Below are 23,598 nucleotides of genomic sequence, written 5' to 3'. Positions count from 1 at the left end.
GGGCATCGTGCGTGTTGATGCCCTCACCCTAACCCTCTCCTACCGGGAGAGGGAATATGATTATGCGATCTGTTTCCCTTCCATCAACCGCTGCACCAGCGGCGTCATGATCAGCTCCATCGCCAGCCCCATTTTTCCGCCGGGCACCACTAACGTATTCATGTGAGAAATAAACGAGCCCTGCAGCATCGCCAGCAGCCAGGGGTAATCGATGCCGTCGAGATTGCGGAAATGGATCACCACAAAGCTCTCATCCAGCGACGGGATACTTTTGGCCGCGAACGGGTTGGAGGTGTCCACCGTCGGCACACGCTGGAAGTTGATGTGGGTGCGGGAAAACTGTGGTGTCAGGTAATTGATGTAATCTTCCATTGAGCGCACAACCGAATCCATCACCGCCTCGCGTGAATGGCCGCGCTCGCTGATGTCTCGCGTCAGCTTCTGGATCCACTCCAGGTTCACGATTGGCACCACGCCGACCAGCAGATCCACATGTCGCGCCACGTCGTGATGCGGCGTCACCACGCCGCCGTGCAATCCTTCGTAAAACAGCACGTCGGTAGGTTCCGGCAGCGGCTGCCAGGGGGTAAAGGTGCCCGGGACCTGATTCCAGGGAACGGCTTCGTCGTAGGTGTGCAGATACTTGCGGGACTGGCCTTTGCCGCTTAGGCCGTACTCCTGAAACGTTTGCTCCAGCAGGCCGAAGTCATTGGCCTCCGGGCCGAAGTAGCTGATGTGTTTGCCCAAATCACGCGCTTTGCGGATGGCCATATCCATCTCCGGGCGCGTATAGCGGTGAAAGCTGTCGCCTTCGACCTCCGCCGCGCGGAGATTCAACTGGGCGAAAATCTTGCGAAACGCGAGGCTGGTGGTGGTGGTTCCCGCACCACTCGACCCCGTAACGGCAATAACCGGATGTCTGGCAGACATAGCAACTCCCTGACTGGAAAGGTTGAAAGATCAGCCGTGAAACGCGTTGCGGGGCATGATATTGACCGTCTCATGCAGTTCAGACCACACCAGCACCACGTCGCCGCTTTTAAGCTGGCGTTTAACATCGTTGACCTTTTGCTCAAGCGAGCGTTCATGTTCACCATAATCGGTGCCTTCACGCAAGACAAAGCTTTCAATCAGATTATCGAGCGTTTCGGGCGCCAGATCCTGCCAGGGGATAATCATGTTGCACCGTCCAGGTAAGGGGTTAACCAGTCAGGAATGCGCGTCTCCAGCCACATTTTCGGGCGACGCAGCGTTCCGCCGACAAACCCCACGTGGCCGCCGTGCTCGGTCAGCTGATAGTGAACGTTGTCGGGCAGAAATTCCTGTGCAGGGATGGAGTGATGATCCATAAACGGGTCATCTTTCGCGTGAATGATCAGCGTCGGCTGAGTGATCTTGCTGAGCAGCGGCATGGCGCTGCACTGACGATAGTAGTCAATGGCATCGGCGAACCCATGAATTTTGGCGGTGATCAGGTCGTCGAACTCACGAATGCGGCGGACCTTTTTCAACTGTCGCAGGCTCACCGGCAGGGTATCCGGATAGGCCTTCAGCTTGCGCGCCGCATTGGCTTTTAGCAGGTTGAGCAGATAGCGCTGATAGACCCGGGAAAAGCCTTTCTCCATGTGGTAGCTGCACTGCTCCAGCATGAAGGGGGCAGAGACAATCACCGCAGCATTCAGCGGTACCGCGTCTCCCTCTTTGGCCAGCAGACAGGCCAGCATATTTCCGCCGAGCGAATAGCCCACCGCCGCCGTCGGCACGGTGCCGAAATTATTCCGCAGCCAGTGCAAAAACCAGGTGCCATCTTCGGTTTCGCCGGAGTGATAGATGCGTTTCTGACGATTCGGCTCGCCGCTGCATCCCCGAAAATGCATCACCACGCCCAGCCAGCCGCGCGCTTTTGCCGCCTGGATTAACCCATGGGCATACGGGCTATGCAGGTTGCCTTCCAGACCGTGAAACACCACCAGGCGGGGTTTATGGCGCGCCTGTTCGGGATCTTCGCTCCAGGCGAGATCCAGAAAATCACCGTCCGGCAAATCCAGCCGCTGCCAGTGCGGAGTGAACTGCACCTTGCGGCGGATCAGGCGCGGCAGCATGGTCTGCAGGTGGCAGTTGGCCACGCCGCGCATGGGCACGAAATCAGTGCTGTCTTCGGCGGTGAGGTCGAAGTCTGAGGGAATGATTTGGGTCATAAGGGCGATGCTGATTCTTGTCAGAAATTTACTATACCTTCCGAATTGTACCCCGTTTAGCCTGGTTTTCCGAAGCATGAACTGATCCCGATCACAAATATTTACCTTGATTATTACTCTCAGGCTAATGATTCCACTCTACGCTTAATTGATGCCTTTTCCGCCAGGGTGCAGACTTTACTCAGCGTTAAGCAAATCAAAATGATGTGCTGAATCAGGAGGTTAATAATGTTATCTGGGCAAATACCCACCCGGCAATGGAACACCCGACGCAGCGAAAAAGCGCGTCGTCTGGCCTCCGTACCGGTGCAGGGCAAGGTTCTGCCAACCGGCGACCTTGTCGCCATGCTGGAAAAGCTGATCGCGCCAGGCGATAAGGTCGTTCTGGAAGGCAACAACCAGAAGCAGGCGGATTTTCTTTCCCGCTCTCTGGCCGAAGTAAACCCGCAAATTGTGCATGACCTGCACATGATCATGCCAAGCGTTGGCCGCAGTGAACATCTGGATATCTTTGAGAAGGGCATTGCCCGTAAGCTGGACTTCTCCTTCTCCGGCACACAGAGCCTGCGCATCTCCCAGCTGCTGGAGGATGGTCAACTCGAAATCGGTGCTATTCATACCTATATCGAACTGTATTCACGTCTCTACGTCGACCTTTCACCAAACGTGGCGCTGATCGCCGGGTTTAAAGCAGACCGCAAAGGCAATCTCTACACCGGGGCAAGTACCGAAGATACCCCGGCGCTGGTGGAGGCCGCCGCGTTCCACGATGGCATCGTCATCGCACAGGTTAACGAGCTGGTGGACGACGAATGCGACCTGCCGCGCGTTGATATCCCAGGCTCCTGGATTGACTACGTGGTGGTGGCCGACAAGCCATTCTTTATCGAACCGCTGTTTACCCGCGACCCGCGCCTGATCAAACAGGAACATATCCTGATGGCGATGATGGCCATCAAAGGCATCTACGCTGAACATCAGGTGCAGTCTCTGAACCACGGGATCGGTTTTAACACCGCGGCAATTGAGCTGCTGCTGCCCACTTACGGTGAACAGCTCGGCCTGAAGGGCAAAATCTGTAAACACTGGACGCTGAACCCGCATCCAACGCTGATCCCGGCGATTGAAAGCGGCTGGGTGGAGAGCGTGCACTGCTTCGGCGGCGAACTGGGGATGGAAGAGTACATCCGCGCCCGTCCGGACGTGTTCTTCACCGGTGCTGACGGCTCCATGCGTTCCAACCGCGCCTTCTGCCAGCTGGCGGGCCAGTACGCGGTGGATATGTTTATCGGCTCAACCCTGCAGGTGGATGGTTACGCCAACTCCTCAACGGTGACCCGCGGTCGTCTCTCCGGCTTCGGCGGCGCGCCGAACATGGGCCATGATCCACACGGCCGTCGCCACGCCACCCCGGCCTGGCTGAACATGATCACCGAACCCGACCCGATGCAACGCGGTAAAAAACTGGTCGTGCAGATGGTGGAAACCTTCCAGGCGGGCGTGAAGCCCACCTTCGTGGAAAAACTGGACGCCGTTGACGTGGCGAAAGCCTCCGGCATGCCGCTGGCACCGGTGATGATTTACGGCGATGACGTCACCCACGTGCTGACGGAAGAGGGGATTGCCTACCTCTACCGGGCAAAAGATCTGGAAGAGCGTCGCGCCATGGTCGCAGCCGTGGCCGGTATCACCGATATCGGTCTGGGCGTGGATGCCAGACGCGTGGCGGAACTGCGCCAGAGCGGCAAGGTCGTGTACCCGGAAGACATGGGGATTCGCCGTACCGATGCCACCCGCTCTCTGCTGGCGGCGGGCAGCGTGGCTGACCTCGTTGAGTGGTCCGGCGGTCTCTACAACCCACCTGCGAAATTCCGGAGCTGGTAATGACACTTCTGCCCCAGATTCAGGTTGAAGGCGGTGCCGAATGGCTGGCGCGAACCGCCACGCAGTGTCTGATTGACGAAGCACGCTTAAGCCCGAAACCCGGTCTGGTGGACAGTCGGGGGAATGGCGCGCACCACGATTTATCGCTTGCGCTGATGGAGCGCTCCGCGCACAGCCTGACCTCCACGTTTCAGGCGCTGGCGCAGCAGAGCTGGCAGCGTCCGGCGGATATTGCCCTACGGCAAACCGTTGGCCGCCTTGGCCGTGAAGGCGAACGGCAGATGATGATCGCCACCGACGGCGTAAATACGCACCGTGGCGCAATCTGGGCGCTGGGGCTGCTGGTGAGCGCGGTGGCGATGCTGGGTGGCGACGCCCGCGCGCAAACCGTCGCTAACACCGCCGCACAGCTGGCGAAACTCCCGGACGACGCGGCACCGAAGGTGTTCAGTAAGGGGTTACGCGCCACGCACCGCTACCGCGTACCGGGCGCGCGTGAAGAGGCTCAGCAGGCGTTTCCGCACATCATGCAGCGCGCGCTGCCGCAGCTTCGCCTGAGCCGTCTCAACGGCAGCAGCGAAACAAACGCCAGACTCGACGCGCTGATGGCAATCATGACTTCGCTCACCGATACCTGCGTGCTGTCGCGCGCCGGAATGGAGGGGCTGGACGCCATGCAGAACGGCGCCCGGGCGGTACTGAACGCCGGAGGATGCGCAACGCTCGCGGGGCAGCAGGCGCTGGCGCGGTTAGATCGCCAGATGCTGACGCTCAATGCCTCACCGGGCGGTGCCGCCGACCTGCTTGCCGCCACGCTGTTTCTTGACCGTGTCGAAACGCCCTATTCAAAGCATTAAGAGGATGTTATGGAAAAAATCACATTGACCATGCCAGCCAGCCGCACGTTAAGCGGCCGGGCGCTGGCAGGGGTAGTTGGATCCGGGGATATGGAGGTGCTGTTCACCGCCGAACCGGGCCAGACCTTAACCATTGATATCACCACCTCCGTCGACAACAGCCGTGGGCGCTGGGAGGCGTTATTCAGCCGCCTGGAGACCGTCAGCAGTCTGCCCGCAGGCAAACTGACCATCCACGACTTTGGCGCGACGCCGGGCGTGGCGCGCATTCGTATCGAACAGGTTTTTGAAGGGGTGAGCCATGCGTGATGACAGCAGCTTTATCGAATTAAAAGCGCGCCAGCGTGCGCAGGCGTTGCTCGACGAGGGCAGCTACCGCGAACTGCTGGATCCGTTTGCAGGCATTATCTCTCCGTGGTTGGGGCCACAGGGCATTGTGCCGCAGGCCGATGACGGCATGGTGGTCGCGAAAGGGACTATCAACGGCCAGCCTGCGGTCGTCGTGGCGATTGAAGGCGCGTTCCAGGGCGGCAGCATGGGCGAGGTCTCCGGCGCGAAAATGGCAGCAGCGCTGGAGCTGGCGGCGGAAGATAACCGCAACGGCATTCCGACTCAGGCGGTGCTGTGCCTCGAAACCGGCGGCGTACGCCTGCAGGAAGCTAACCTCGGCCTGGCGGCGATTGCCGATATCCACGCGGCGATTGTTGACCTGCGTCGCTACACGCCCGTTATCGGGATTGTGGCCGGGACCGTGGGCTGCTTCGGCGGGATGTCCATCGCCGCGGCGCTTTGCAGCTACCTGATTGTGACCCGCGAAGCGCGTCTGGGGTTAAACGGTCCGCAGGTTATTGAGCAGGAAGCGGGCATTGAAGAGTACGACTCCCGCGACCGTCCGTTTATCTGGAGCATGACCGGCGGTGAGGTTCGCTATCAGAGCGGGCTGGTGGACGCGCTGGTCGGCGACGGGGTGAATGCGGTGAAAGCCGCGATGAACGAGGCCATCGGCAAAGGCGTACCGGCAAAACATCGCACCGATAACTACGACGATTACCTGAACCGCCTGACCAATTTCGACACCCGCAAACAGGCCGATGCCGAACAGATTAACGCGCTTTTTGCCCGGGAGGTGAAATGATGAGTAACGCAATGAGCCGTGGCGAACGCTGGCTGGAAACCCTCGCCCCGAACGCTAAACGTATTGAGGGGCTGTGCCCGTCCGTGCAGGCGGCAGACGGCGAGCTGAACGGTGAAACGGTGCGTTTTATCGCCGTAGTGCCGGATGCCAACAACCACTTCCCGCGCGCGGCGAAAGGGGAAGTCGGCCTGCTTGAAGGCTGGACGCTGGCGAAAGTGGTCAGCGAAACCGTCGCGGCAGATGCTGATAAAGCCGTTAAACGCCCGATTGTGGCGGTGATCGACGTCCCAAGCCAGGCTTATGGCCGTCGCGAAGAGGCGTTTGGTATCCACCAGGCGCTGGCAGGCGCTGCGGCCGCCTACGCCAACGCGCGCCTGGCGGGTCATGCGGTGATTGGCCTGATTGTGGGTAAAGCCATGTCCGGCGCGTTTCTGGCGCATGGCTACCAGGCCAACCGCCTGATTGCCTTTAACGATAAAGGCGTGCTCATCCATGCCATGGGGAAAGCGTCTGCCGCGCGGATCACCCTGCGCAGCGTGGAGGCGCTGGAAAAACTGGCCGCCACTATCCCACCTATGGCGTATGACATCAACAACTACGCCACGCTGGGGCTGCTCTCGAGCCTGCTGGATATCAGCAACCCGGATGCCCCATCCGATAGCGACCTGACGCTGGTGAAAACCACCCTGCAACAGGCCATCAGTGACGCTCGTCAGGATCCGACGCTGAAAAGCCGTCTGGGTGCTGACAATCGCCGCAGCTCGGCGCTCGTACGCGAACGTATGCGCGCCAGCTGGTAAGTAAAAAGAGACCTGCCAGATGCACAACCTCACGGGCGTATCCGTTACGCCCGTGCGGGAAACTGCATCCTGAAAATAATAATCATCGCGCCAGTGCTACTTCTTTTTAATCACAGGTGATTTATGACTTACGTAATTGTTCATGCTCTCGCACCGATTTTCGTCATCATGCTGCTGGGATTCTGGGCCGGTAAGGCAAAGATGGTCGATAACAAAAATGTTTCCCTGCTCAATATCTTCGTCATGGATTTTGCGCTGCCTGCCGCGCTGTTCAGCGCGACCGTGCAAACCCCGTGGACCGGTATCGTGGCGCAGTCGCCGCTGATCCTGGTACTGACTCTGGCGATGTGGATCACCTACGCAGCCATCTATTTCCTTGCCACGAAGGTCTTTAAAAAATCCCCTCAGGATGCGGCCGTGCTGACGCTCACCGTCGCGCTGCCAAACTATGCGGCGCTTGGTCTGCCGATTCTGGGCAGCGTGCTGGGTGAAGGATCTACCACGTCTCTGTCTGTGGCGGTCTCTATTGCCTGCGGGTCCGTGCTGATGACGCCGTTCTGTCTGCTGATCCTGGAGCGGGAAAAAGCGCGCGCTGAGGGCAATACCTCCGGCTCAACCCTCTCTATGCTGCCGGTGCTGATGTGGCGATCCATTAAAAAACCGATCGTGATGGGGCCTCTGCTGGGTGTGATTTTATCCGCCATCGGCATCAAAATGCCGGAACTGGTCCTCTCTGCAATTAAACCGTTGGGGCTGTCTGCCACCGCTGCGGCGCTGTTCCTGACCGGGGTGATCCTCTCTGCCCGTAAGCTGCAGATCAACACCATGGTGATCACTTCCACCATCGCTAAGCTGCTTATCCAGCCAGCCATTGCCTGGAGTATCGTTTTAATCTTCGGTCTGCACGGCTCCGTGGCGATCACCGCCATTTTGATGATTGCGCTGTCTGCGGGCTTCTTCGGGGTCGTGTTTGGTAACCGCTTTGGCGTGCAGTCACCGGATGCAGAAGCGGTACTGCTGTTAAGCTCAGTCCTGTGTATCCTGTCGCTGCCGCTGTTTATCTCGCTGACTTCAGGAATGTAATCATGACCACAACATTACGCCCCCACGACCTCATCTGGCTTACCTCGCGCGACGCGCTGGAAGGTATTACTGAAACCTGGGTGGATGCCGCCTGGCATACCGGCCTGCCGGTGGTGGTGCGGCGTGATGTTGATAACGATGACCGAATCCCCGTTGGCGTGCGCGGACTGCGCCGCGACCAGCGGGCGGCTGGATGGGTGAAGCCCGGGAATGTGTTACGCGTGGTGTCACCTGAAGAGCTGTGCGTCACCGCCGATCTGCTGCGTTCGCCGTTTGTCACCCAGCCACCGGTTCAGGTGGCGTTACAGCTTGCGCAGCAGCCGTGGCCGTGGACGTGGGGCATAACCGGCAGCACCGGCTATGCGCTGGCGACCGGCATTCCGGTGATCCATGCCGACAGCGATCTTGATCTGCTGATCCGCGCCCCGCAGCCGATATCACCCGACGCGTTTACCGCCTGGCAGTCGCAGTTGAGTGGTGCGCTGTGCCGGGCTGATACCCAGGTGGATACGCCTGAGGGCGGATTCGCGCTGGCGGAGTGGCTGCGCGATGGCAAAACGCTGCTGAAAACCCGCCGTGGGCCACGCCTGGTGGCAGACCCATGGCGCAGGGAGGAGTGATGAAAATACTGTTTACCTTTCCGGGGCAGGGTACGCAGCATGAAGGTATGCTGCAAAACCTGCCGGGAACGGAACTGGCTCAGGCGCGTGAGGTGCTGGGTGCCGAAGTTGATACGCTGGACAGTGCCGCCTCGTTAACCCATACCCGTGCGGTTCAGCTTTCCCTGCTGATTGCTGGCGTGTCCTGGGCGCGCGAGCTGGAGCGACGTGACGTGTCGCCTGACATAGTCAGCGGTTTATCGATTGGTGCTTATCCCGCGGCGGTAGTAGCAGGGGCGCTGGAATTTACGGACGCCCTTAAGCTGGTGGCACTGCGTGGCGACCTGATGGAGCAGGCCTGGCCCCACGGCTACGGCCTGACGGCCATCATGGGCTTAACCCTGCCGCAGGTGGAACAGCTTATCGAGGGTAGCGGAACGTATATTGCTAACCTGAATGCCGAAACGCAGATCGTCATTGCCGGATCCGATGAAGGGATGGCGCAGGTGGCAAAATGCGCTCTGGAAAAGGGGGCGAGCAAAGTGCAAAGGCTTGCAGTCAGCGTGCCATCCCATTGTGAACTGCTGGCGAAGCCGGCACAAAAGCTGGCCTCGGCGTTTGAAGCGGTCACCCTTTCCCGACCGCGCTGTGCGTATCTGAGCGGCAGCACCGGACGCGTGCTCTGGCAGCCGGAGAAAATCGCGGACGATCTTGCCATGAACATGGCGCGCACCGTGCGCTGGCAGGAGGCGGTGATTGCCGCGAATGAACGTGAAGCCCGGCTGGCGATCGAGATGCCGCCCGGTGGCGTCCTGACCTGCCTGACACGTCAGGCGGCGTGGGAAGGGGAGACCATATCACTCGAGCGCAGCGGTGTGGATGTGGCGGTGCATCTGGCAGGAAGGCTTCGTGCGTGAATTTTTAGCCCGGTGGCGGCTGCGCCTTACCGGGCCTACGGGTTCGGTTGCCTTGTTTTGTATCACACACTTTCCTGCAGGCTGCGCGCATACATCCGCCCTTCGGCGGCTAATGCCCGCAGGCTCGGGTCCTGCTCGCGGTTGCGGGCGAACACAATCGCGATAAGCTGCTGCATCTGGTACGGTTCTGCCAGCTTCAGTAGCTGCACTGAATTTTCGTAGACCTTCTTCATCCTGCCCGGCATCAGCGTAAAGCCGACGCCCGCCTGAACCAGGCTGAGCATTGAGAAAATGTCATTCACGCGGGTGACGATTTCCGGTTCAAATCCGGCGATATGAAATGCCTCCTGGAACCCCGCATAGGTGGCAAACCCTTCTGCCAGCGAGACAAATTTCTGATCTTTGTAATCACGTAAATCCGCCAGCCCGCTGGTATTCAGCGTGGCAGAGGCAGGCGCGGCCAGGAAAATGTCATCATGAAACAGGGGCAGGACTTCAAGGCTGTTGCGGTCGATATTGCTTTCGGAAATCGAGATGAGGATCGCGTCCAGCGTACCGTCGTCAAGCATATGCAGCAACGTATCGTTAGAGCCCATCGTCAGGTCCATCTCCAGATCCGGGCGACGCAGCTTCATGCCCATGATCAGGCGCGGCACGGTTTCCAGCGTCAGCGAGTAGAGCGTGCCGACGCGCAACCGTCCCTGACCAATACCAGCGACCTTACGGGACTCTTCCAGCCCGCGCTCCATCACCTGCATAACCTCCTGACAATACTCCAGCAGCGTCCAGGCGGACGGAAGGGCAATCAGGTTACGTCCCTTATGGGTAAAGAGCGGACAGCGAACGTTCTCTTCCAGAGTATGCAGTGCACGATGCACGCTGACGCCGCTCAGACCCAGCGTTTCGGCAGTACGCGCGATATTGCCCTTCTCCATAAACGTCATGAAGATGCTGAGCTTACGGAATGTAATGTCGCTCGTGATATCGAAACCCATAACCCTCCCGGCGTGTCAGTCAGCCTGCAGCATCGCTTCCAGCTGTTCCTGGGCATCCAGCCATGCCATTTCGCACTCTTCGAGGCTGGATTTGGTCTTCGCCTGGGTTTGCAGACAGTCGGTCAGCTCCGCTTTACGGCTCTGGTCATACAGTTCGCTGTCGCCCAGCTTCTCTTCAACGGCGGCAAGCGTGGCGTTGAGCTTTTCCATCTCTTTTTCGAGACGGGCAATCTCTTTACGCAGTGGTTGAGTCTGAGTACGCAGTTCAGCTTCACGACGCTTCTGATCTTTACGCGCCTGCGCGCTGTTGGCGTTCTCTTTCGCCGACTCTTCCGGCTGGTTCTCTTGCTTCTGCACGTCCGTCAGCCACTGCTGATAGTCTTCCAGGTCGCCGTCAAACGGCTCGACTTTTCCGTCGTGCACCAGATAGAGATCGTCCGTGGTGGAGCGGATCAGGTGACGATCGTGCGAGACCACAACCAGCGCGCCCTCAAACTCAATCAGCGCTTCGGTCAGCGCCTGACGCATGTCGAGGTCGAGGTGGTTGGTCGGTTCATCGAGCAGCAGCAGGTTCGGGCGCTGCCAGACGATCAGCGCCAGCACCAGACGCGCTTTTTCGCCGCCGGAGAAACGCTCTGTGTTTTCAGTGACCTTATCACCCTGGAAGCCAAAGCCGCCGAGGTAGTCGCGCAGCTTCTGCTCCATCTCCTGCGGCGCCAGACGCGCCAGATGCTGGATAGGGGACTCGTCCGCACGTAAAAATTCCAGCTGATGCTGGGCGAAGTAGCCAAGCTTGATGCCTTTCGCCAGACCGATTTCGCCGCTTACCGGGTTAAGCTCGCCCGCCAGCAGTTTGATGAGCGTTGACTTACCGGCACCGTTACGCCCCAGAAGACCAATGCGCGAACCCGGTACCAGGTTGAGTTTGATGGAGTCGAGGATGATGCGATCGCCGTATCCGGCGCTCACTTTTTCCATCTTCAGCAGCGGGTTTGGCAGGCTCTCCGGCTCGCGGAAGCTAAAGTGGAACGGGTTATCCACATGCGCCGGGGCAATCATCTCCATGCGTTCCAGCATCTTGATGCGGCTCTGGGCCTGCTTGGCCTTCGAGGCTTTGGCCTTGAAGCGGTCAACAAAACTCTGCAGATGCGCCACGCGCTGCTGCTGACTTTCGTACATCGCCTGCTGTTGAGCGAGGCGCGTTGCGCGCTGGCGTTCGAAAGAGCTGTAGTTACCGGTGTACTCGAACATATTTTGCTGTTCGATATGAATGATTTTATCCACCACCGGATCGAGGAAGTCGCGGTCGTGGGAGATCAGAATCAGAGTGCCCTGATAGCTCTTGAGCCACTTCTCCAGCCAAATGACCGCATCGAGATCGAGGTGGTTGGTCGGTTCATCGAGCAACAGCAAATCGGAGCGGCAGATCAGCGCCTGCGCCAGGTTAAGACGCATACGCCAGCCACCGGAGAAGTCGCTGACGGGACGTTCAAGCTGTTCGTTGCTGAACCCCAGGCCGTGGAGCAGGCTGGAAGCGCGGGAGCGAATGGTCCACGCGTCGATGGCGTCCAGCTTGCCGTGGACGGTGGCGATGGCGTGGCCATCGTTGCGCTCGTTGGCGGCGTTCAGTTCCGCTTCCAGCTTACGGTATTCACGATCGCCATCAATAACATAGTCGAGCGCCGGCTCACTCAGGGCGGGCGTCTCCTGGTTTACCCAGGCGAGCTGCCAGTTTCCCGGATAAGTAAAGTTACCGCCATCCGCGCTAATCTCGTTTTTCAGCAGCGCCAGCAGGGTGGATTTGCCGCAGCCATTTTTGCCGACCAGACCCACTTTTTGACCTGGATTAATGGTGGCGGTGGCGTTATCCAGCAGGACGCGCACGCCGCGGCGAATTTGTAACGAGGAGAAAACAATCATAGAAGCGCCGTATGTTCCGACTATGTTAATTTGTCATTATGATAATGTAAGGTGTGGGCCATTTTCCGCACCGGGCCGCCATGGTAGCCCAAAACAACGACGATACACAAAAACAGAAACAGAACCGGGAGGGGAGTGATGTCTCAGACAGCAAAAGTGCTGCTGCTGTATGCCCATCCGGAATCTCAGGACTCGGTGGCAAACCGCGTCCTGCTTAAGCCGGCTACTCAGCTCAGTAACGTGACGGTGCACGATCTCTACGCGCACTACCCTGATTTCTTTATCGATATTCCGTACGAGCAGGAATTGCTGCGTCAGCATGATGTGATTGTGTTCCAGCATCCGCTCTATACCTATAGCTGTCCGGCCCTGCTGAAAGAGTGGCTGGATCGGGTGCTGAGCCGGGGGTTTTCCAGCGGGGTGGGGGGCAACCAACTGGCGGGAAAGTACTGGCGTAGTGTGATTACCACCGGTGAGCCGGAGAGCGCCTACCGCTACGATGGCCTTAACCGTTATCCGATGAGCGATATCCTGCGACCGTTTGAACTGACGGCGGCGATGTGCCGTATGCACTGGATGAGCCCGATTATTGTCTACTGGGCACGGCGTCAGGATCCGAAGGCGCTGGCGAGCCACGCCAGAGCGTACGGAGAATGGCTGGCATCACCGATTCCGGCAGGAGGGCGTTAATGGAAGGATCGAATTTACTCCTCGCCGGGGTGCTGTTTTTGTTTGCCGCGGTGGTGGCTGTACCGTTGGCCGCACGGCTCGGTATTGGCGCGGTACTCGGGTATCTGCTGGCGGGGATCGCGATTGGCCCCTGGGGGCTGGGATTCATCAGCGATGTCGATGAAATTCTCCATTTCTCCGAGCTGGGTGTGGTCTTCCTGATGTTCATCATTGGCCTGGAGCTTAATCCGTCAAAGCTGTGGCAGCTCCGGCGCTCTATCTTTGGCGTTGGCGCGGCGCAGGTGCTGTTCAGCGCGGCCATTCTGGCCGGATTGCTGATGCTCACTGACTTTTCGTGGCAGGCGGCGACCATCGGAGGTATTGGCCTTGCCATGTCCTCAACGGCGATGGCATTGCAGCTGATGCGGGACAAGGGCATGAACCGCAGTGAGTCGGGGCAACTGGGCTTTTCGGTGCTGCTGTTTCAGGATTTAGCGGTGATCCCGGCGTTAGCGCTGGTGCCGCTGTTGGCCGGGCCGGGTGACGATCACTTTGACTGGGCAAAAGTCTCCATGAAGGTGCTGGCTTTTGCGGGCATGCTAATTGGGGGACGTTTTCTGCTGCGGCCGGTGTTCCGCTTTATCGCCGCGTCAGGCGTGCGCGAGGTGTTTACCGCTGCAACGCTGCTGCTGGTATTAGGCTCTGCGCTGTTTATGGACGCGCTGGGGCTGTCGATGGCGCTGGGTACGTTTATCGCCGGGGTGCTGCTCGCCGAGAGCGAATACCGCCACGAACTGGAAATTGCGATCGAACCCTTTAAAGGGCTGCTGTTAGGGCTGTTCTTTATTTCGGTGGGCATGGCGCTCAATCTCGGTGTGCTCTATACCCATCTGCTGTGGGTTATTGTGAGCGTGGCTGTGCTGGTGGCGGTGAAAACGCTGGTGCTGTATGTCCTGGCGCGTATATCCGGGCTGCGCAGTTCGGAACGTATGCAGTTTGCCAGCGTGCTAAGCCAGGGGGGAGAGTTCGCGTTTGTGCTGTTCTCTACGGCATCGTCCCAGAAACTGTTCAAAGACGATCAGATGGCGCTTCTGCTGGTGACGGTCACGCTGTCGATGATGACCACGCCGCTGCTGATGAAGCTGGTGGATAAACTGCTGTCGCGCCGCTTAAACCCGGCTGACGATGAAGATGAAGCCCCGTGGGTGGAAGACGATAAGCCGCAAGTGATTGTGGTGGGGTTTGGCCGCTTCGGGCAGGTGATTGGTCGTCTGCTGATGGCGAACAAAATGCGCATCACGGTGCTCGAGCGGGATATCAGCGCGGTCAACCTGATGCGCAAATATGGTTATAAGGTTTACTACGGCGATGCGACGCAGCTCGAACTGCTGCGATCCGCAGGTGCCGAGGCGGCTGAGTCGATCGTCATAACCTGTAACGATCCGGAAGATACGATGAAGCTGGTCGAACTCTGCCAGCAGCATTTCCCGCATCTGCATATTCTGGCGCGTGCGCGGGGTCGTGTTGAAGCGCACGAACTGTTGCAGGCGGGTGTGAAACACTTCTCGCGTGAGACGTTTTCCAGTGCGCTGGAACTGGGGCGCAAAGCGTTGATTTCGCTGGGTATGCACCCGCATCAGGCGCAGCGGGCCCAGATGCACTTCCGACGGCTGGATATGCGAATGCTGCGCGAGCTGATGCCCGTACACACGGATACAGCGCAGATTTCCCGCGTGCGGGAAGCGCGTCGCGAGCTGGAGGAGATTTTCCAGCGCGAGATGCAGCAGGAACGACGCCAGCTGGACGGCTGGGACGAATTTGAATAAAGGGTAACCAAATATGGCTGTACGTAAACGCTTTATTGCGGGCGCAAAGTGCCCCTCCTGCCAGGCGCAAGATACTCTGGCAATGTGGCGTGAAAATAATATTGATGTTGTTGAGTGTGTTAAGTGCGGCCACCAGATGCGTGAGGCCGACAAAGAAGCGCGCGATCATGTACGCAAAGAAGAGCAAGTGATCGGCATTTTTCATCCGGACTAGCGATATGCCCTGAGTTTTTTTAAGCTAAAGGGTACACGGGTGCAGATTTCCGCTACAATCTGCGCCAGCAATTTTCCCACGCTCAGGAGATATCATGAAAGTAGCAAAAGACCTGGTGGTCAGCCTGGCCTATCAGGTACGTACAGAAGACGGTGTGTTGGTTGATGAGTCTCCGGTGAGTGCGCCGCTGGACTACCTGCATGGTCACGGTTCCCTGATTTCCGGCCTGGAAAACGCGCTGGAAGGTCATGAAGTTGGCGATAAATTTGACGTTGCTGTAGGCGCGAACGACGCATACGGCCAGTATGACGACAACCTGGTTCAGCGCGTTCCTAAAGACGTGTTCATGGGCGTTGACGAACTGCAGGTTGGCATGCGCTTCCTGGCGGAAACTGACCAGGGCCCGGTTCCGGTTGAAATTACTGAAGTTGAAGACGACCACGTTGTGGTTGATGGCAACCACATGCTGGCTGGCCAGAACCTGAAGTTCAACGTAGAAGTTGTCGCTATCCGTGAAGCAACCGAAGAAGAGCTGGCTCATGGCCACGTTCACGGTGCGCACGGTCACGACCATGACCACGATCACGGCCATGACGGTTGCTGCGGTGGCCACGGCCACGACCATGGTCACGACCACGGTAAAGGTGGTTGCGGTAACGGCGGCTGTGGCTGCCACTAATTCCGTATAACGGAAAATAAAAAAGCGGGATTATCCCGCTTTTTTTTCGCCTCAATAGTGAGGTGGTGGCGTCTCTTCAGACTGTGAGGCGATGTTTGACGGCTGCGTAGCCTTCAGCTTTTCCGTCAGCAGGCGCATATGATCCCGCAGTTTCGCCATTTCGAGTTCATGCGCGGTCACGGTCTGGTTAAGCTCTTCGATGGTGATGTCCTGAAAAGCCAGGCGGCTTTCCAGTTCAGCCAGTCTCGCTTCAATCGTTGTGTCCTTCATCATTCACCTCGTCTGTTTCTGATTCGCCATAATGGGCCAGCGGCGGCGAAGTTTAACTGAGTTTGTTCCTTAGTGCAGTATCCATCCCTTTGGCAAGAAACTTATTTAAACAAAAATAGTCTTAAAAGTGGCGAGAATCGGGAGAGTCTGTCTGTAGATTTCTTCCACAACGTTTTATAGTACGTAGCTCATTTACGTTTAATGCTGGGGTGAGAGTCCCCAGGCCCTGGAGATATGGATGAAATCACTGTTTAAAGTAACGCTGCTGGCGACGACGATGGCTGTTGCGCTGAACGCGCCGCTGTCCTTCGCTGCTGATACTGCTGCGAAGCCTGCTGCAACTGCAGACAGCAAAGCGGCGTTCAAAAATGACGACCAGAAATCTGCCTACGCACTGGGCGCATCTCTGGGTCGTTACATGGAAAATTCTCTGAGAGAACAAGAGAAACTGGGCATCAAACTGGACAAAGCTCAGCTGATCGCGGGTGTTCAGGATGCGTTTGCTGATAAGAGCAAACTGTCTGACCAGGAAATTGAACAGACTCTGCAGGCGTTCGAAGCGCGTGTAAAAGGTGCCGCTCAGACGAAGATGGAAGCGGACGCGAAAGACAACGAAGCGAAAGGCAAAGCCTACCGCGATACCTTTGCTAAAGAGAAGGGCGTAAAAACCTCTTCTACCGGCCTGGTATACAAAGTTGAGAAAGAAGGTACCGGTGATGCACCGAAAGACAGCGATACTGTCGTGGTGAACTACAAAGGTACGCTGATCGACGGTAAAGAGTTCGATAACTCCTACACCCGCGGTGAGCCGCTCTCCTTCCGTCTGGATGGTGTGATCCCAGGCTGGACCGAAGGTCTGAAAAACATCAAGAAAGGCGGTAAGATCAAGCTGGTTATCCCACCGGATCTGGCCTATGGCAAAACCGGCGTTCCGGGTATCCCTGCCAACTCTACGCTGGTGTTTGACGTAGAGCTGCTGGATATCAAACCGGCACCGAAAGCCGATGCGAAACCAGAAGCGCAGGCAGATCAAAAAGCTGCCGCAGACGCGAAGAAGTAATGTGATGAAAACCGCCGCCTTTAAGGCGGCGGTTTTTTTTATTGTGGGGCAGATATAATTAACACTGGAAAGTGCCAGGTACGCTGTATTAATTTAGTTGTCCGTGTAGATAATGAGCCTGCCCTGAAAACCTAACGACAGGCTCCTGAAAAGGAGTGTTTTTTTCATGTCCAGGTCGCTTTTAACCAACGAAACCAGTGAACTTGATTTGCTGGATCAACGTCCTTTCGACCAGACCGACTTCGATATTCTGAAATCCTACGAAGCGGTGGTGGACGGGTTAGCGATGCTCATTGGGTCCCACTGCGAAATCGTATTGCACTCCCTGCAAGATCTGAAGTGTTCCGCCATCCGCATTGCTAATGGTGAGCATACTGGCCGTAAAATTGGTTCGCCAATTACCGACCTTGCATTGCGTATGCTGCATGACATGACCGGCGCGGACAGCAGCGTCTCCAAATGCTATTTCACTCGCGCCAAAAGCGGCGTGCTGATGAAATCAGAAACCATTGCTATTCGAAATCGCGAGCATCGTGTGATCGGACTGCTGTGCATCAACATGAACCTTGATGTGCCATTCTCGCAAATCATGAGCACCTTTATTCCGCCTGAAACGCCAGACGTGGGCTCTTCTGTTAACTTTGCCTCTTCAGTTGAGGATCTCGTCACGCAGACGCTGGAGTTCACGATTGAAGAGGTGAATGCCGATCGCAACGTATCGAACAACGCCAAGAACCGTCAGATCGTGCTGAATCTCTATGAAAAAGGCATTTTTGATATCAAAGACGCCATCAATCAGGTGGCTGACCGCCTGAACATTTCCAAACATACGGTCTACCTCTATATTCGCCAGTTCAAAAGCGGTGATTTCCTGGGGCAGGATAAGTAATGCGTTTTGCGTTAATGGTGACAGGCCCGGCTTATGGCACTCAGCAGGCCAGCAGCGCACTGCAATTTGCCCAGGCGCTGCTAAAAGCCGGACATGAACTGGTGAGCGTCTTCTTTTATCGGGAAGGGGTCTATAACGCGAACCAGTTTACGTCGCCGGCCAGCGATGAGTTTGATCTGGTGCGCGCCTGGCAGGCGTTAAATGAGACGCAGGGAGTTGAATTGCATATCTGCGTGGCAGCGGCCCTGCGTCGCGGTGTCGCTGATACAACCGAAGCCGCGCGTCTTGATTTAGCCGGTTCCAACCTGCAGCCCGGATTTTCACTAAGTGGTCTGGGCGCGCTGGCGCAGGCTGCGCTCACCTGTGACCGAGTGGTGCAATTCTGATGAAACGCATCGCGTTTGTTTTTACCACTGCCCCGCACGGTAGCGCATCGGGCCGAGAAGGGCTGGATGCGCTGCTCGCGACATCTGCATTGACCGAGGAGATCGGCGTCTTCTTTTTAGGGGACGGGGTGTTTCAGCTTCTGGCGGGCCAGCAACCGCAGGCGATTTTGATGCGGGATTACATCGCCACCTTTAAAGTGTTGCCGCTGTACGACATTGAAACCTTCTATGTGTGTGCCGACTCGCTGGCCGCTCGCGGATTAGATGAGAAGACGCCTTTTGTTCTGGATGTCACGTGCCTGTCTTCTGCTGCGCTGCGCGAACAACTCTCTCACTACGACACTGTTCTGACTTTCTGAGGCTGCCATGCTCCATACCCTGAGCCGCTCACCGTGGCAATGTGATATCGACACGCTACTGAGCATGCTGCGCGAAGGTGATGACCTGCTGCTGATTCAGGATGGCGTACTTGCTGCGCTGGAAGGCAGCCGTTTCGTTGAAATCCTCACGAATGCCCCCATAACTGTCTCTGCGCTAAAGGACGATCTGGATGCGCGGGGTCTTTCTGGTCAAATTTCAGCCAAAATTGACGTGGTTGGCTATACTGATTTCGTCAATCTTACTGTGACGCACGCCAGTCAAATGAACTGGTGATTTGAGATCGCTGTATATTTCTTGACACCTTTTCGACGTAGCCCTAAAATTTCGCGTCCTCATATTGTATGAGGTCGTTTTATTACGTGTTTACGAAGCAAAAGCTAAAACCAGGAGCTATTTAATGGCAACAGTTAACCAGCTGGTACGCAAACCACGTGCACGCAAAGTTGCAAAGAGCAACGTGCCTGCGCTGGAAGCATGCCCGCAGAAACGTGGTGTATGTACTCGTGTGTATACCACCACTCCTAAAAAACCAAACTCCGCACTGCGTAAAGTATGCCGTGTGCGTTTGACTAACGGTTTCGAAGTGACTTCCTACATCGGTGGTGAAGGTCACAACCTGCAGGAGCACTCCGTGATCCTGATCCGTGGCGGTCGTGTTAAAGACCTTCCGGGTGTTCGTTACCACACCGTTCGTGGTGCGCTGGACTGCTCAGGTGTTAAAGACCGTAAGCAGGCTCGCTCCAAGTACGGCGTGAAGCGTCCTAAGGCTTAATGGTTCTCCGTTAAGTAAGGCCAAACTGATTTATCTTAATGTCAAACTAAACTCGTAGAGTTTTGGACAATCCTGAATTAACAACGGAGTATTCCCATGCCACGTCGTCGCGTCATTGGTCAGCGTAAAATTCTTCCAGATCCGAAATTCGGATCAGAACTGCTGGCAAAATTTGTAAATATCCTGATGGTAGATGGTAAAAAATCTACTGCAGAAGCAATCGTATACAGCGCGCTGGAGACCCTGGCTCAGCGTTCTGGTAAAAATGAACTGGAAGCTTTCGAAGTCGCTCTCGACAACGTTCGCCCAACTGTAGAAGTTAAGTCCCGCCGCGTTGGTGGTTCTACTTATCAGGTTCCAGTTGAAGTTCGTCCGGTTCGTCGTAATGCCCTGGCAATGCGTTGGATCGTTGAAGCTGCTCGTAAACGCGGTGATAAATCCATGGCTCTGCGTCTGGCGAACGAACTTTCTGATGCTGCAGAAAACAAAGGTACTGCAGTTAAGAAACGTGAAGACGTTCACCGTATGGCAGAAGCCAACAAGGCGTTCGCACACTACCGTTGGTAATCCCTTCGGAGTATTAGTCACCAGGCGGGCGCTTCAGAGAAGCTGCCCGCTCTGGGTTACTTAACTGAACGCCTAAAGAAACAAACGAGGAATCAAATGGCTCGTACAACACCCATCGCACGCTACCGTAACATCGGTATCAGTGCGCACATCGACGCCGGTAAGACCACTACTACCGAACGTATTCTGTTCTACACCGGTGTAAACCATAAAATCGGTGAAGTTCATGACGGCGCAGCCACCATGGACTGGATGGAACAGGAGCAGGAGCGTGGTATTACTATCACCTCCGCAGCGACTACTGCATTCTGGTCAGGTATGGCTAAGCAGTACGAACCGCATCGCGTAAACATCATCGACACCCCAGGGCACGTTGACTTCACCATCGAAGTAGAACGTTCCATGCGTGTTCTTGACGGCGCGGTAATGGTTTATTGCGCAGTTGGTGGTGTTCAGCCACAGTCTGAAACCGTATGGCGTCAGGCGAACAAATATAAAGTTCCACGCATCGCGTTCGTTAACAAAATGGACCGTATGGGTGCTAACTTCCTGAAAGTTGTTGGTCAGATCAAAACCCGTCTGGGCGCGAACCCTGTTCCGCTGCAGCTGGCAATTGGTGCTGAAGAAGGCTTCACCGGCGTTATCGACCTGGTGAAAATGAAAGCCATCAACTGGAACGATGCAGACCAGGGCGTTACCTTCGAATACGAAGATATCCCGGCTGAGATGCAGGACCTGGCTGACGAATGGCACCAGAACCTGATCGAATCCGCTGCTGAAGCTTCTGAAGAGCTGATGGAGAAATACCTGGGTGGTGAAGAACTGTCTGAAGAAGAGATCAAAAAAGCTCTGCGTCAGCGTGTTCTGAACAACGAAATCATCCTGGTAACCTGTGGTTCTGCGTTCAAGAACAAAGGTGTTCAGGCGATGCTGGATGCGGTAGTTGACTACCTGCCATCCCCGGTTGACGTTCCTGCGATCAACGGCATCCTGGACGACGGTAAAGATACTCCGGCTGAGCGTCACGCAAGCGACGACGAGCCGTTCTCTGCACTGGCGTTCAAAATTGCTACCGACCCATTCGTGGGTAACCTGACCTTCTTCCGCGTTTACTCTGGTGTGGTTAACTCCGGTGACACCATCCTGAACTCCGTGAAAGCGGCGCGTGAACGTTTTGGCCGTATCGTACAGATGCACGCTAACAAACGTGAAGAGATCAAAGAAGTTCGTGCGGGCGACATCGCTGCAGCTATCGGTCTGAAAGACGTGACCACCGGTGACACCCTGTGTGACCCGGATCACCCGATCATTCTGGAGCGTATGGAATTCCCTGAGCCGGTAATCTCCATCGCGGTTGAACCAAAAACCAAAGCTGACCAGGAAAAAATGGGTCTGGCTCTGGGCCGTCTGGCGAAAGAAGACCCATCATTCCGCGTATGGACTGATGAAGAATCTAACCAGACCATCATCGCAGGTATGGGTGAACTGCACCTGGACATCATCGTTGACCGTATGAAGCGCGAGTTCAACGTTGAAGCGAACGTGGGTAAACCTCAGGTTGCTTACCGCGAAGCGATTCGCGCGAAAGTTACCGATATCGAAGGTAAACACGCTAAGCAGTCTGGTGGTCGCGGTCAGTACGGTCACGTTGTGATCGACATGTACCCACTGGAGCCGGGCTCTAACCCGAAAGGTTACGAGTTCATCAACGACATCAAAGGTGGTGTAATTCCTGGCGAATACATCCCTGCCGTTGATAAAGGCATCCAGGAACAGCTGAAAGCGGGCCCTCTGGCTGGCTATCCGGTTGTTGACATGGGTATCCGTCTGCACTTCGGTTCTTACCACGACGTTGACTCCTCTGAACTGGCGTTTAAACTGGCTGCGTCTATTGCCTTTAAAGAAGGCTTTAAGAAAGCAAAACCAGTTCTGCTTGAGCCAATCATGAAGGTTGAAGTAGAAACTCCTGAAGAGAACACCGGTGACGTTATCGGTGACTTGAGCCGTCGTCGCGGTATGCTGCGCGGTCAGGAATCCGAAGTAACTGGCGTTAAGATCCACGCTGAAGTTCCGCTGTCTGAAATGTTCGGATATGCAACTCAGCTGCGTTCTCTGACCAAAGGTCGTGCATCATACACCATGGAATTCCTGAAGTATGATGATGCGCCTAACAACGTTGCTCAGGCCGTTATTGAAGCCCGTGGTAAGTAATCCACAGGATTAAAACCTAAGTCCCGTGCTCTCTCCTGAGGGGAGAGCACTATAGTAAGGAATATAGCCGTGTCTAAAGAAAAATTTGAACGTACAAAACCGCACGTCAACGTTGGTACTATCGGCCACGTTGACCATGGTAAAACTACCCTGACTGCTGCAATCACTACCGTTCTGGCTAAAACCTACGGTGGTTCTGCTCGTGCATTCGACCAGATCGATAACGCACCAGAAGAAAAAGCTCGTGGTATCACCATCAACACCTCTCACGTTGAATATGACACCCCGACTCGCCACTACGCACACGTAGACTGCCCAGGCCACGCCGACTATGTTAAAAACATGATCACCGGTGCTGCGCAGATGGACGGCGCGATCCTGGTAGTAGCTGCGACTGACGGCCCAATGCCTCAGACTCGTGAGCACATCCTGCTGGGTCGTCAGGTAGGCGTTCCTTACATCATCGTGTTCCTGAACAAATGCGACATGGTTGATGACGAAGAGCTGCTGGAACTGGTAGAGATGGAAGTTCGTGAACTGCTGTCTCAGTACGATTTCCCAGGCGACGATACTCCAATCGTTCGTGGTTCTGCTCTGAAAGCGCTGGAAGGCGAAGCAGAGTGGGAAGAGAAAATCATCGAACTGGCTGGCTACCTGGATTCTTACATCCCAGAACCAGAGCGTGCGATTGACAAGCCATTCCTGCTGCCAATCGAAGACGTATTCTCCATCTCCGGTCGTGGTACCGTTGTTACCGGTCGTGTAGAGCGCGGTATCATCAAAGTGGGTGAAGAAGTTGAAATCGTTGGTATCAAAGAGACTGCGAAGTCTACTTGTACTGGCGTTGAAATGTTCCGCAAACTGCTGGACGAAGGCCGTGCTGGTGAGAACGTTGGTGTTCTGCTGCGTGGTATCAAACGTGAAGAAATCGAACGTGGTCAGGTTCTGGCGAAGCCAGGCTCAATCAAGCCACACACCAAGTTCGAATCTGAAGTGTACATCCTGTCCAAAGACGAAGGCGGCCGTCATACTCCGTTCTTCAAAGGCTACCGTCCACAGTTCTACTTCCGTACAACTGACGTGACCGGTACCATCGAACTGCCAGAAGGCGTAGAGATGGTAATGCCAGGTGACAACATCAAGATGGTTGTGACTCTGATCCACCCAATCGCGATGGACGACGGTCTGCGTTTCGCAATCCGTGAAGGCGGCCGTACCGTTGGCGCGGGCGTTGTTGCTAAAGTTCTGGGCTAATTAATTATCCCCGAATAAAAAAAGGACGCTTC

The 23,598-nt window shown here is 56.2% G+C and carries 27 protein-coding genes; 21 read left to right on the top strand and 6 right to left on the bottom strand.

Features of this window, described 5'->3' with window-relative positions:
• Positions 1–60 precede the first annotated feature (60 nt).
• The 3 genes from ACQG22_RS21735 to ACQG22_RS21725 are packed head-to-tail and all read right to left on the bottom strand — an operon-like array spanning position 61 to position 2,198.
• Positions 61–930 carry a phosphoribulokinase gene (locus tag ACQG22_RS21735; protein ID WP_013099054.1) on the bottom strand — a complete coding sequence of 290 codons (870 nt, stop codon included), beginning with the start codon at positions 928–930 and terminating at the stop codon, positions 61–63.
• A gap of 30 nt (positions 931–960) precedes the next feature.
• Positions 961–1,179 (bottom strand): YheU family protein, encoded by a 219-nt coding sequence (locus tag ACQG22_RS21730; RefSeq protein ID WP_013099053.1) that lies wholly within the window; start codon positions 1,177–1,179, stop codon positions 961–963.
• Positions 1,176–2,198 (bottom strand): hydrolase, encoded by a 1,023-nt coding sequence (locus tag ACQG22_RS21725; protein ID WP_369706783.1) that lies wholly within the window; start codon positions 2,196–2,198, stop codon positions 1,176–1,178. Before ACQG22_RS21725 ends, ACQG22_RS21730 begins: the two co-directional genes overlap by 4 nt.
• A 228-nt stretch (positions 2,199–2,426) precedes the next feature.
• Between ACQG22_RS21725 and mdcA the strand changes: the two genes are divergently transcribed.
• From mdcA to mdcH, 8 genes are all read left to right on the top strand, one after another.
• A complete protein-coding gene (gene mdcA, locus ACQG22_RS21720) occupies positions 2,427–4,082 on the top strand; it encodes a malonate decarboxylase subunit alpha (protein WP_013099050.1) in 1,656 nt (551 codons plus the stop codon).
• Positions 4,082–4,939, top strand: a complete 858-nt coding sequence (locus tag ACQG22_RS21715; RefSeq protein WP_013099049.1) for a triphosphoribosyl-dephospho-CoA synthase — start codon at positions 4,082–4,084, stop codon at positions 4,937–4,939. The genes mdcA and ACQG22_RS21715 overlap by 1 nt, the downstream gene beginning before the upstream one ends.
• A 9-nt stretch (positions 4,940–4,948) precedes the next feature.
• Entirely contained in the window at positions 4,949–5,248 is a 300-nt protein-coding gene (gene mdcC, locus ACQG22_RS21710; RefSeq protein WP_029882152.1) for a malonate decarboxylase acyl carrier protein, read from the top strand.
• Positions 5,241–6,074, top strand: a complete 834-nt coding sequence (locus tag ACQG22_RS21705) for a biotin-independent malonate decarboxylase subunit beta (protein ID WP_218656209.1) — start codon at positions 5,241–5,243, stop codon at positions 6,072–6,074. Before mdcC ends, ACQG22_RS21705 begins: the two co-directional genes overlap by 8 nt.
• Complete coding sequence (mdcE, locus tag ACQG22_RS21700) at positions 6,074–6,874, top strand: biotin-independent malonate decarboxylase subunit gamma (protein ID WP_346721234.1); 801 nt, start codon at positions 6,074–6,076, stop codon at positions 6,872–6,874. The genes ACQG22_RS21705 and mdcE overlap by 1 nt, the downstream gene beginning before the upstream one ends.
• Positions 6,875–6,997: 123 nt before the next feature.
• Positions 6,998–7,957 (top strand): AEC family transporter, encoded by a 960-nt coding sequence (locus ACQG22_RS21695; RefSeq protein ID WP_369706784.1) that lies wholly within the window; start codon positions 6,998–7,000, stop codon positions 7,955–7,957.
• A 2-nt stretch (positions 7,958–7,959) separates the two neighbouring features.
• The gene (locus ACQG22_RS21690; RefSeq protein ID WP_047024195.1) at positions 7,960–8,577 is read left to right on the top strand and encodes a malonate decarboxylase holo-ACP synthase; all 618 of its coding nucleotides are present in this window, start codon (positions 7,960–7,962) and stop codon (positions 8,575–8,577) included.
• Entirely contained in the window at positions 8,577–9,473 is an 897-nt protein-coding gene (gene mdcH / locus ACQG22_RS21685; RefSeq protein ID WP_369706785.1) for a malonate decarboxylase subunit epsilon, read from the top strand. The genes ACQG22_RS21690 and mdcH overlap by 1 nt, the downstream gene beginning before the upstream one ends.
• Before the next feature lie 62 nt (positions 9,474–9,535).
• Here the strand turns inward: mdcH and ACQG22_RS21680 are convergent, their stop codons facing one another.
• Entirely contained in the window at positions 9,536–10,468 is a 933-nt protein-coding gene (locus ACQG22_RS21680; protein ID WP_013099042.1) for a LysR family transcriptional regulator, read from the bottom strand.
• Positions 10,469–10,483: 15 nt separating this feature from the next.
• Entirely contained in the window at positions 10,484–12,388 is a 1,905-nt protein-coding gene (locus tag ACQG22_RS21675) for an ABC transporter ATP-binding protein (RefSeq protein WP_013099041.1), read from the bottom strand.
• 138 nt (positions 12,389–12,526) lie between these two features.
• Between ACQG22_RS21675 and kefG the strand changes: the two genes are divergently transcribed.
• From kefG to slyD, 4 genes are all read left to right on the top strand, one after another.
• Complete coding sequence (kefG, locus tag ACQG22_RS21670) at positions 12,527–13,078, top strand: glutathione-regulated potassium-efflux system ancillary protein KefG (protein ID WP_029882146.1); 552 nt, start codon at positions 12,527–12,529, stop codon at positions 13,076–13,078.
• Positions 13,078–14,883, top strand: a complete 1,806-nt coding sequence (gene kefB, locus ACQG22_RS21665; protein WP_020690480.1) for a glutathione-regulated potassium-efflux system protein KefB — start codon at positions 13,078–13,080, stop codon at positions 14,881–14,883. Before kefG ends, kefB begins: the two co-directional genes overlap by 1 nt.
• Positions 14,884–14,896: 13 nt before the next feature.
• Positions 14,897–15,097, top strand: a complete 201-nt coding sequence (locus ACQG22_RS21660) for a YheV family putative zinc ribbon protein (RefSeq protein WP_013099038.1) — start codon at positions 14,897–14,899, stop codon at positions 15,095–15,097.
• A gap of 94 nt (positions 15,098–15,191) precedes the next feature.
• Positions 15,192–15,776, top strand: coding sequence for a peptidylprolyl isomerase (gene slyD, locus ACQG22_RS21655; protein WP_013099037.1), 585 nt, complete (start codon positions 15,192–15,194; stop codon positions 15,774–15,776).
• 51 nt (positions 15,777–15,827) lie between these two features.
• Here the strand turns inward: slyD and ACQG22_RS21650 are convergent, their stop codons facing one another.
• Positions 15,828–16,046: a protein SlyX gene (locus ACQG22_RS21650; RefSeq protein WP_003861693.1), complete on the bottom strand. Its 219-nt coding sequence runs from the start codon at positions 16,044–16,046 to the stop codon at positions 15,828–15,830.
• Between the two features lie 238 nt (positions 16,047–16,284).
• Between ACQG22_RS21650 and fkpA the strand changes: the two genes are divergently transcribed.
• The 9 genes from fkpA to tuf all read left to right on the top strand — a co-directional run bounded on the left by fkpA (position 16,285) and on the right by tuf (position 23,566).
• Positions 16,285–17,106: an FKBP-type peptidyl-prolyl cis-trans isomerase gene (gene fkpA, locus ACQG22_RS21645; protein WP_262786659.1), complete on the top strand. Its 822-nt coding sequence runs from the start codon at positions 16,285–16,287 to the stop codon at positions 17,104–17,106.
• A 166-nt stretch (positions 17,107–17,272) separates the two neighbouring features.
• Complete coding sequence (locus ACQG22_RS21640; protein ID WP_003861697.1) at positions 17,273–17,995, top strand: helix-turn-helix transcriptional regulator; 723 nt, start codon at positions 17,273–17,275, stop codon at positions 17,993–17,995.
• Positions 17,995–18,381 carry a sulfurtransferase complex subunit TusD gene (gene tusD / locus ACQG22_RS21635; RefSeq protein ID WP_130626953.1) on the top strand — a complete coding sequence of 129 codons (387 nt, stop codon included), beginning with the start codon at positions 17,995–17,997 and terminating at the stop codon, positions 18,379–18,381. Before ACQG22_RS21640 ends, tusD begins: the two co-directional genes overlap by 1 nt.
• A complete protein-coding gene (gene tusC, locus ACQG22_RS21630; protein WP_013099034.1) occupies positions 18,381–18,740 on the top strand; it encodes a sulfurtransferase complex subunit TusC in 360 nt (119 codons plus the stop codon). Before tusD ends, tusC begins: the two co-directional genes overlap by 1 nt.
• 7 nt (positions 18,741–18,747) lie before the next feature.
• The gene (gene tusB, locus ACQG22_RS21625) at positions 18,748–19,035 is read left to right on the top strand and encodes a sulfurtransferase complex subunit TusB (RefSeq protein WP_013099033.1); all 288 of its coding nucleotides are present in this window, start codon (positions 18,748–18,750) and stop codon (positions 19,033–19,035) included.
• A 124-nt stretch (positions 19,036–19,159) separates the two neighbouring features.
• A complete protein-coding gene (gene rpsL / locus ACQG22_RS21620; protein WP_000246815.1) occupies positions 19,160–19,534 on the top strand; it encodes a 30S ribosomal protein S12 in 375 nt (124 codons plus the stop codon).
• Positions 19,535–19,630: 96 nt separating this feature from the next.
• Positions 19,631–20,101, top strand: a complete 471-nt coding sequence (gene rpsG / locus ACQG22_RS21615) for a 30S ribosomal protein S7 (RefSeq protein ID WP_003861706.1) — start codon at positions 19,631–19,633, stop codon at positions 20,099–20,101.
• A 96-nt stretch (positions 20,102–20,197) separates the two neighbouring features.
• Positions 20,198–22,312 (top strand): elongation factor G, encoded by a 2,115-nt coding sequence (fusA, locus tag ACQG22_RS21610; protein ID WP_029882142.1) that lies wholly within the window; start codon positions 20,198–20,200, stop codon positions 22,310–22,312.
• Between the two features lie 69 nt (positions 22,313–22,381).
• Entirely contained in the window at positions 22,382–23,566 is a 1,185-nt protein-coding gene (gene tuf, locus ACQG22_RS21605) for an elongation factor Tu (protein WP_023620081.1), read from the top strand.
• Positions 23,567–23,598 lie beyond the last annotated feature (32 nt).

This window comes from Enterobacter cloacae complex sp. 309I3 (genome assembly GCF_050031595.1).
GTDB classification, from domain to species: Bacteria; Pseudomonadota; Gammaproteobacteria; order Enterobacterales; family Enterobacteriaceae; genus Enterobacter; species Enterobacter cloacae.
The sequence above is the reverse complement of the archived record's forward strand: the minus strand, read 5'-3'. Positions and strand labels throughout refer to the sequence as shown.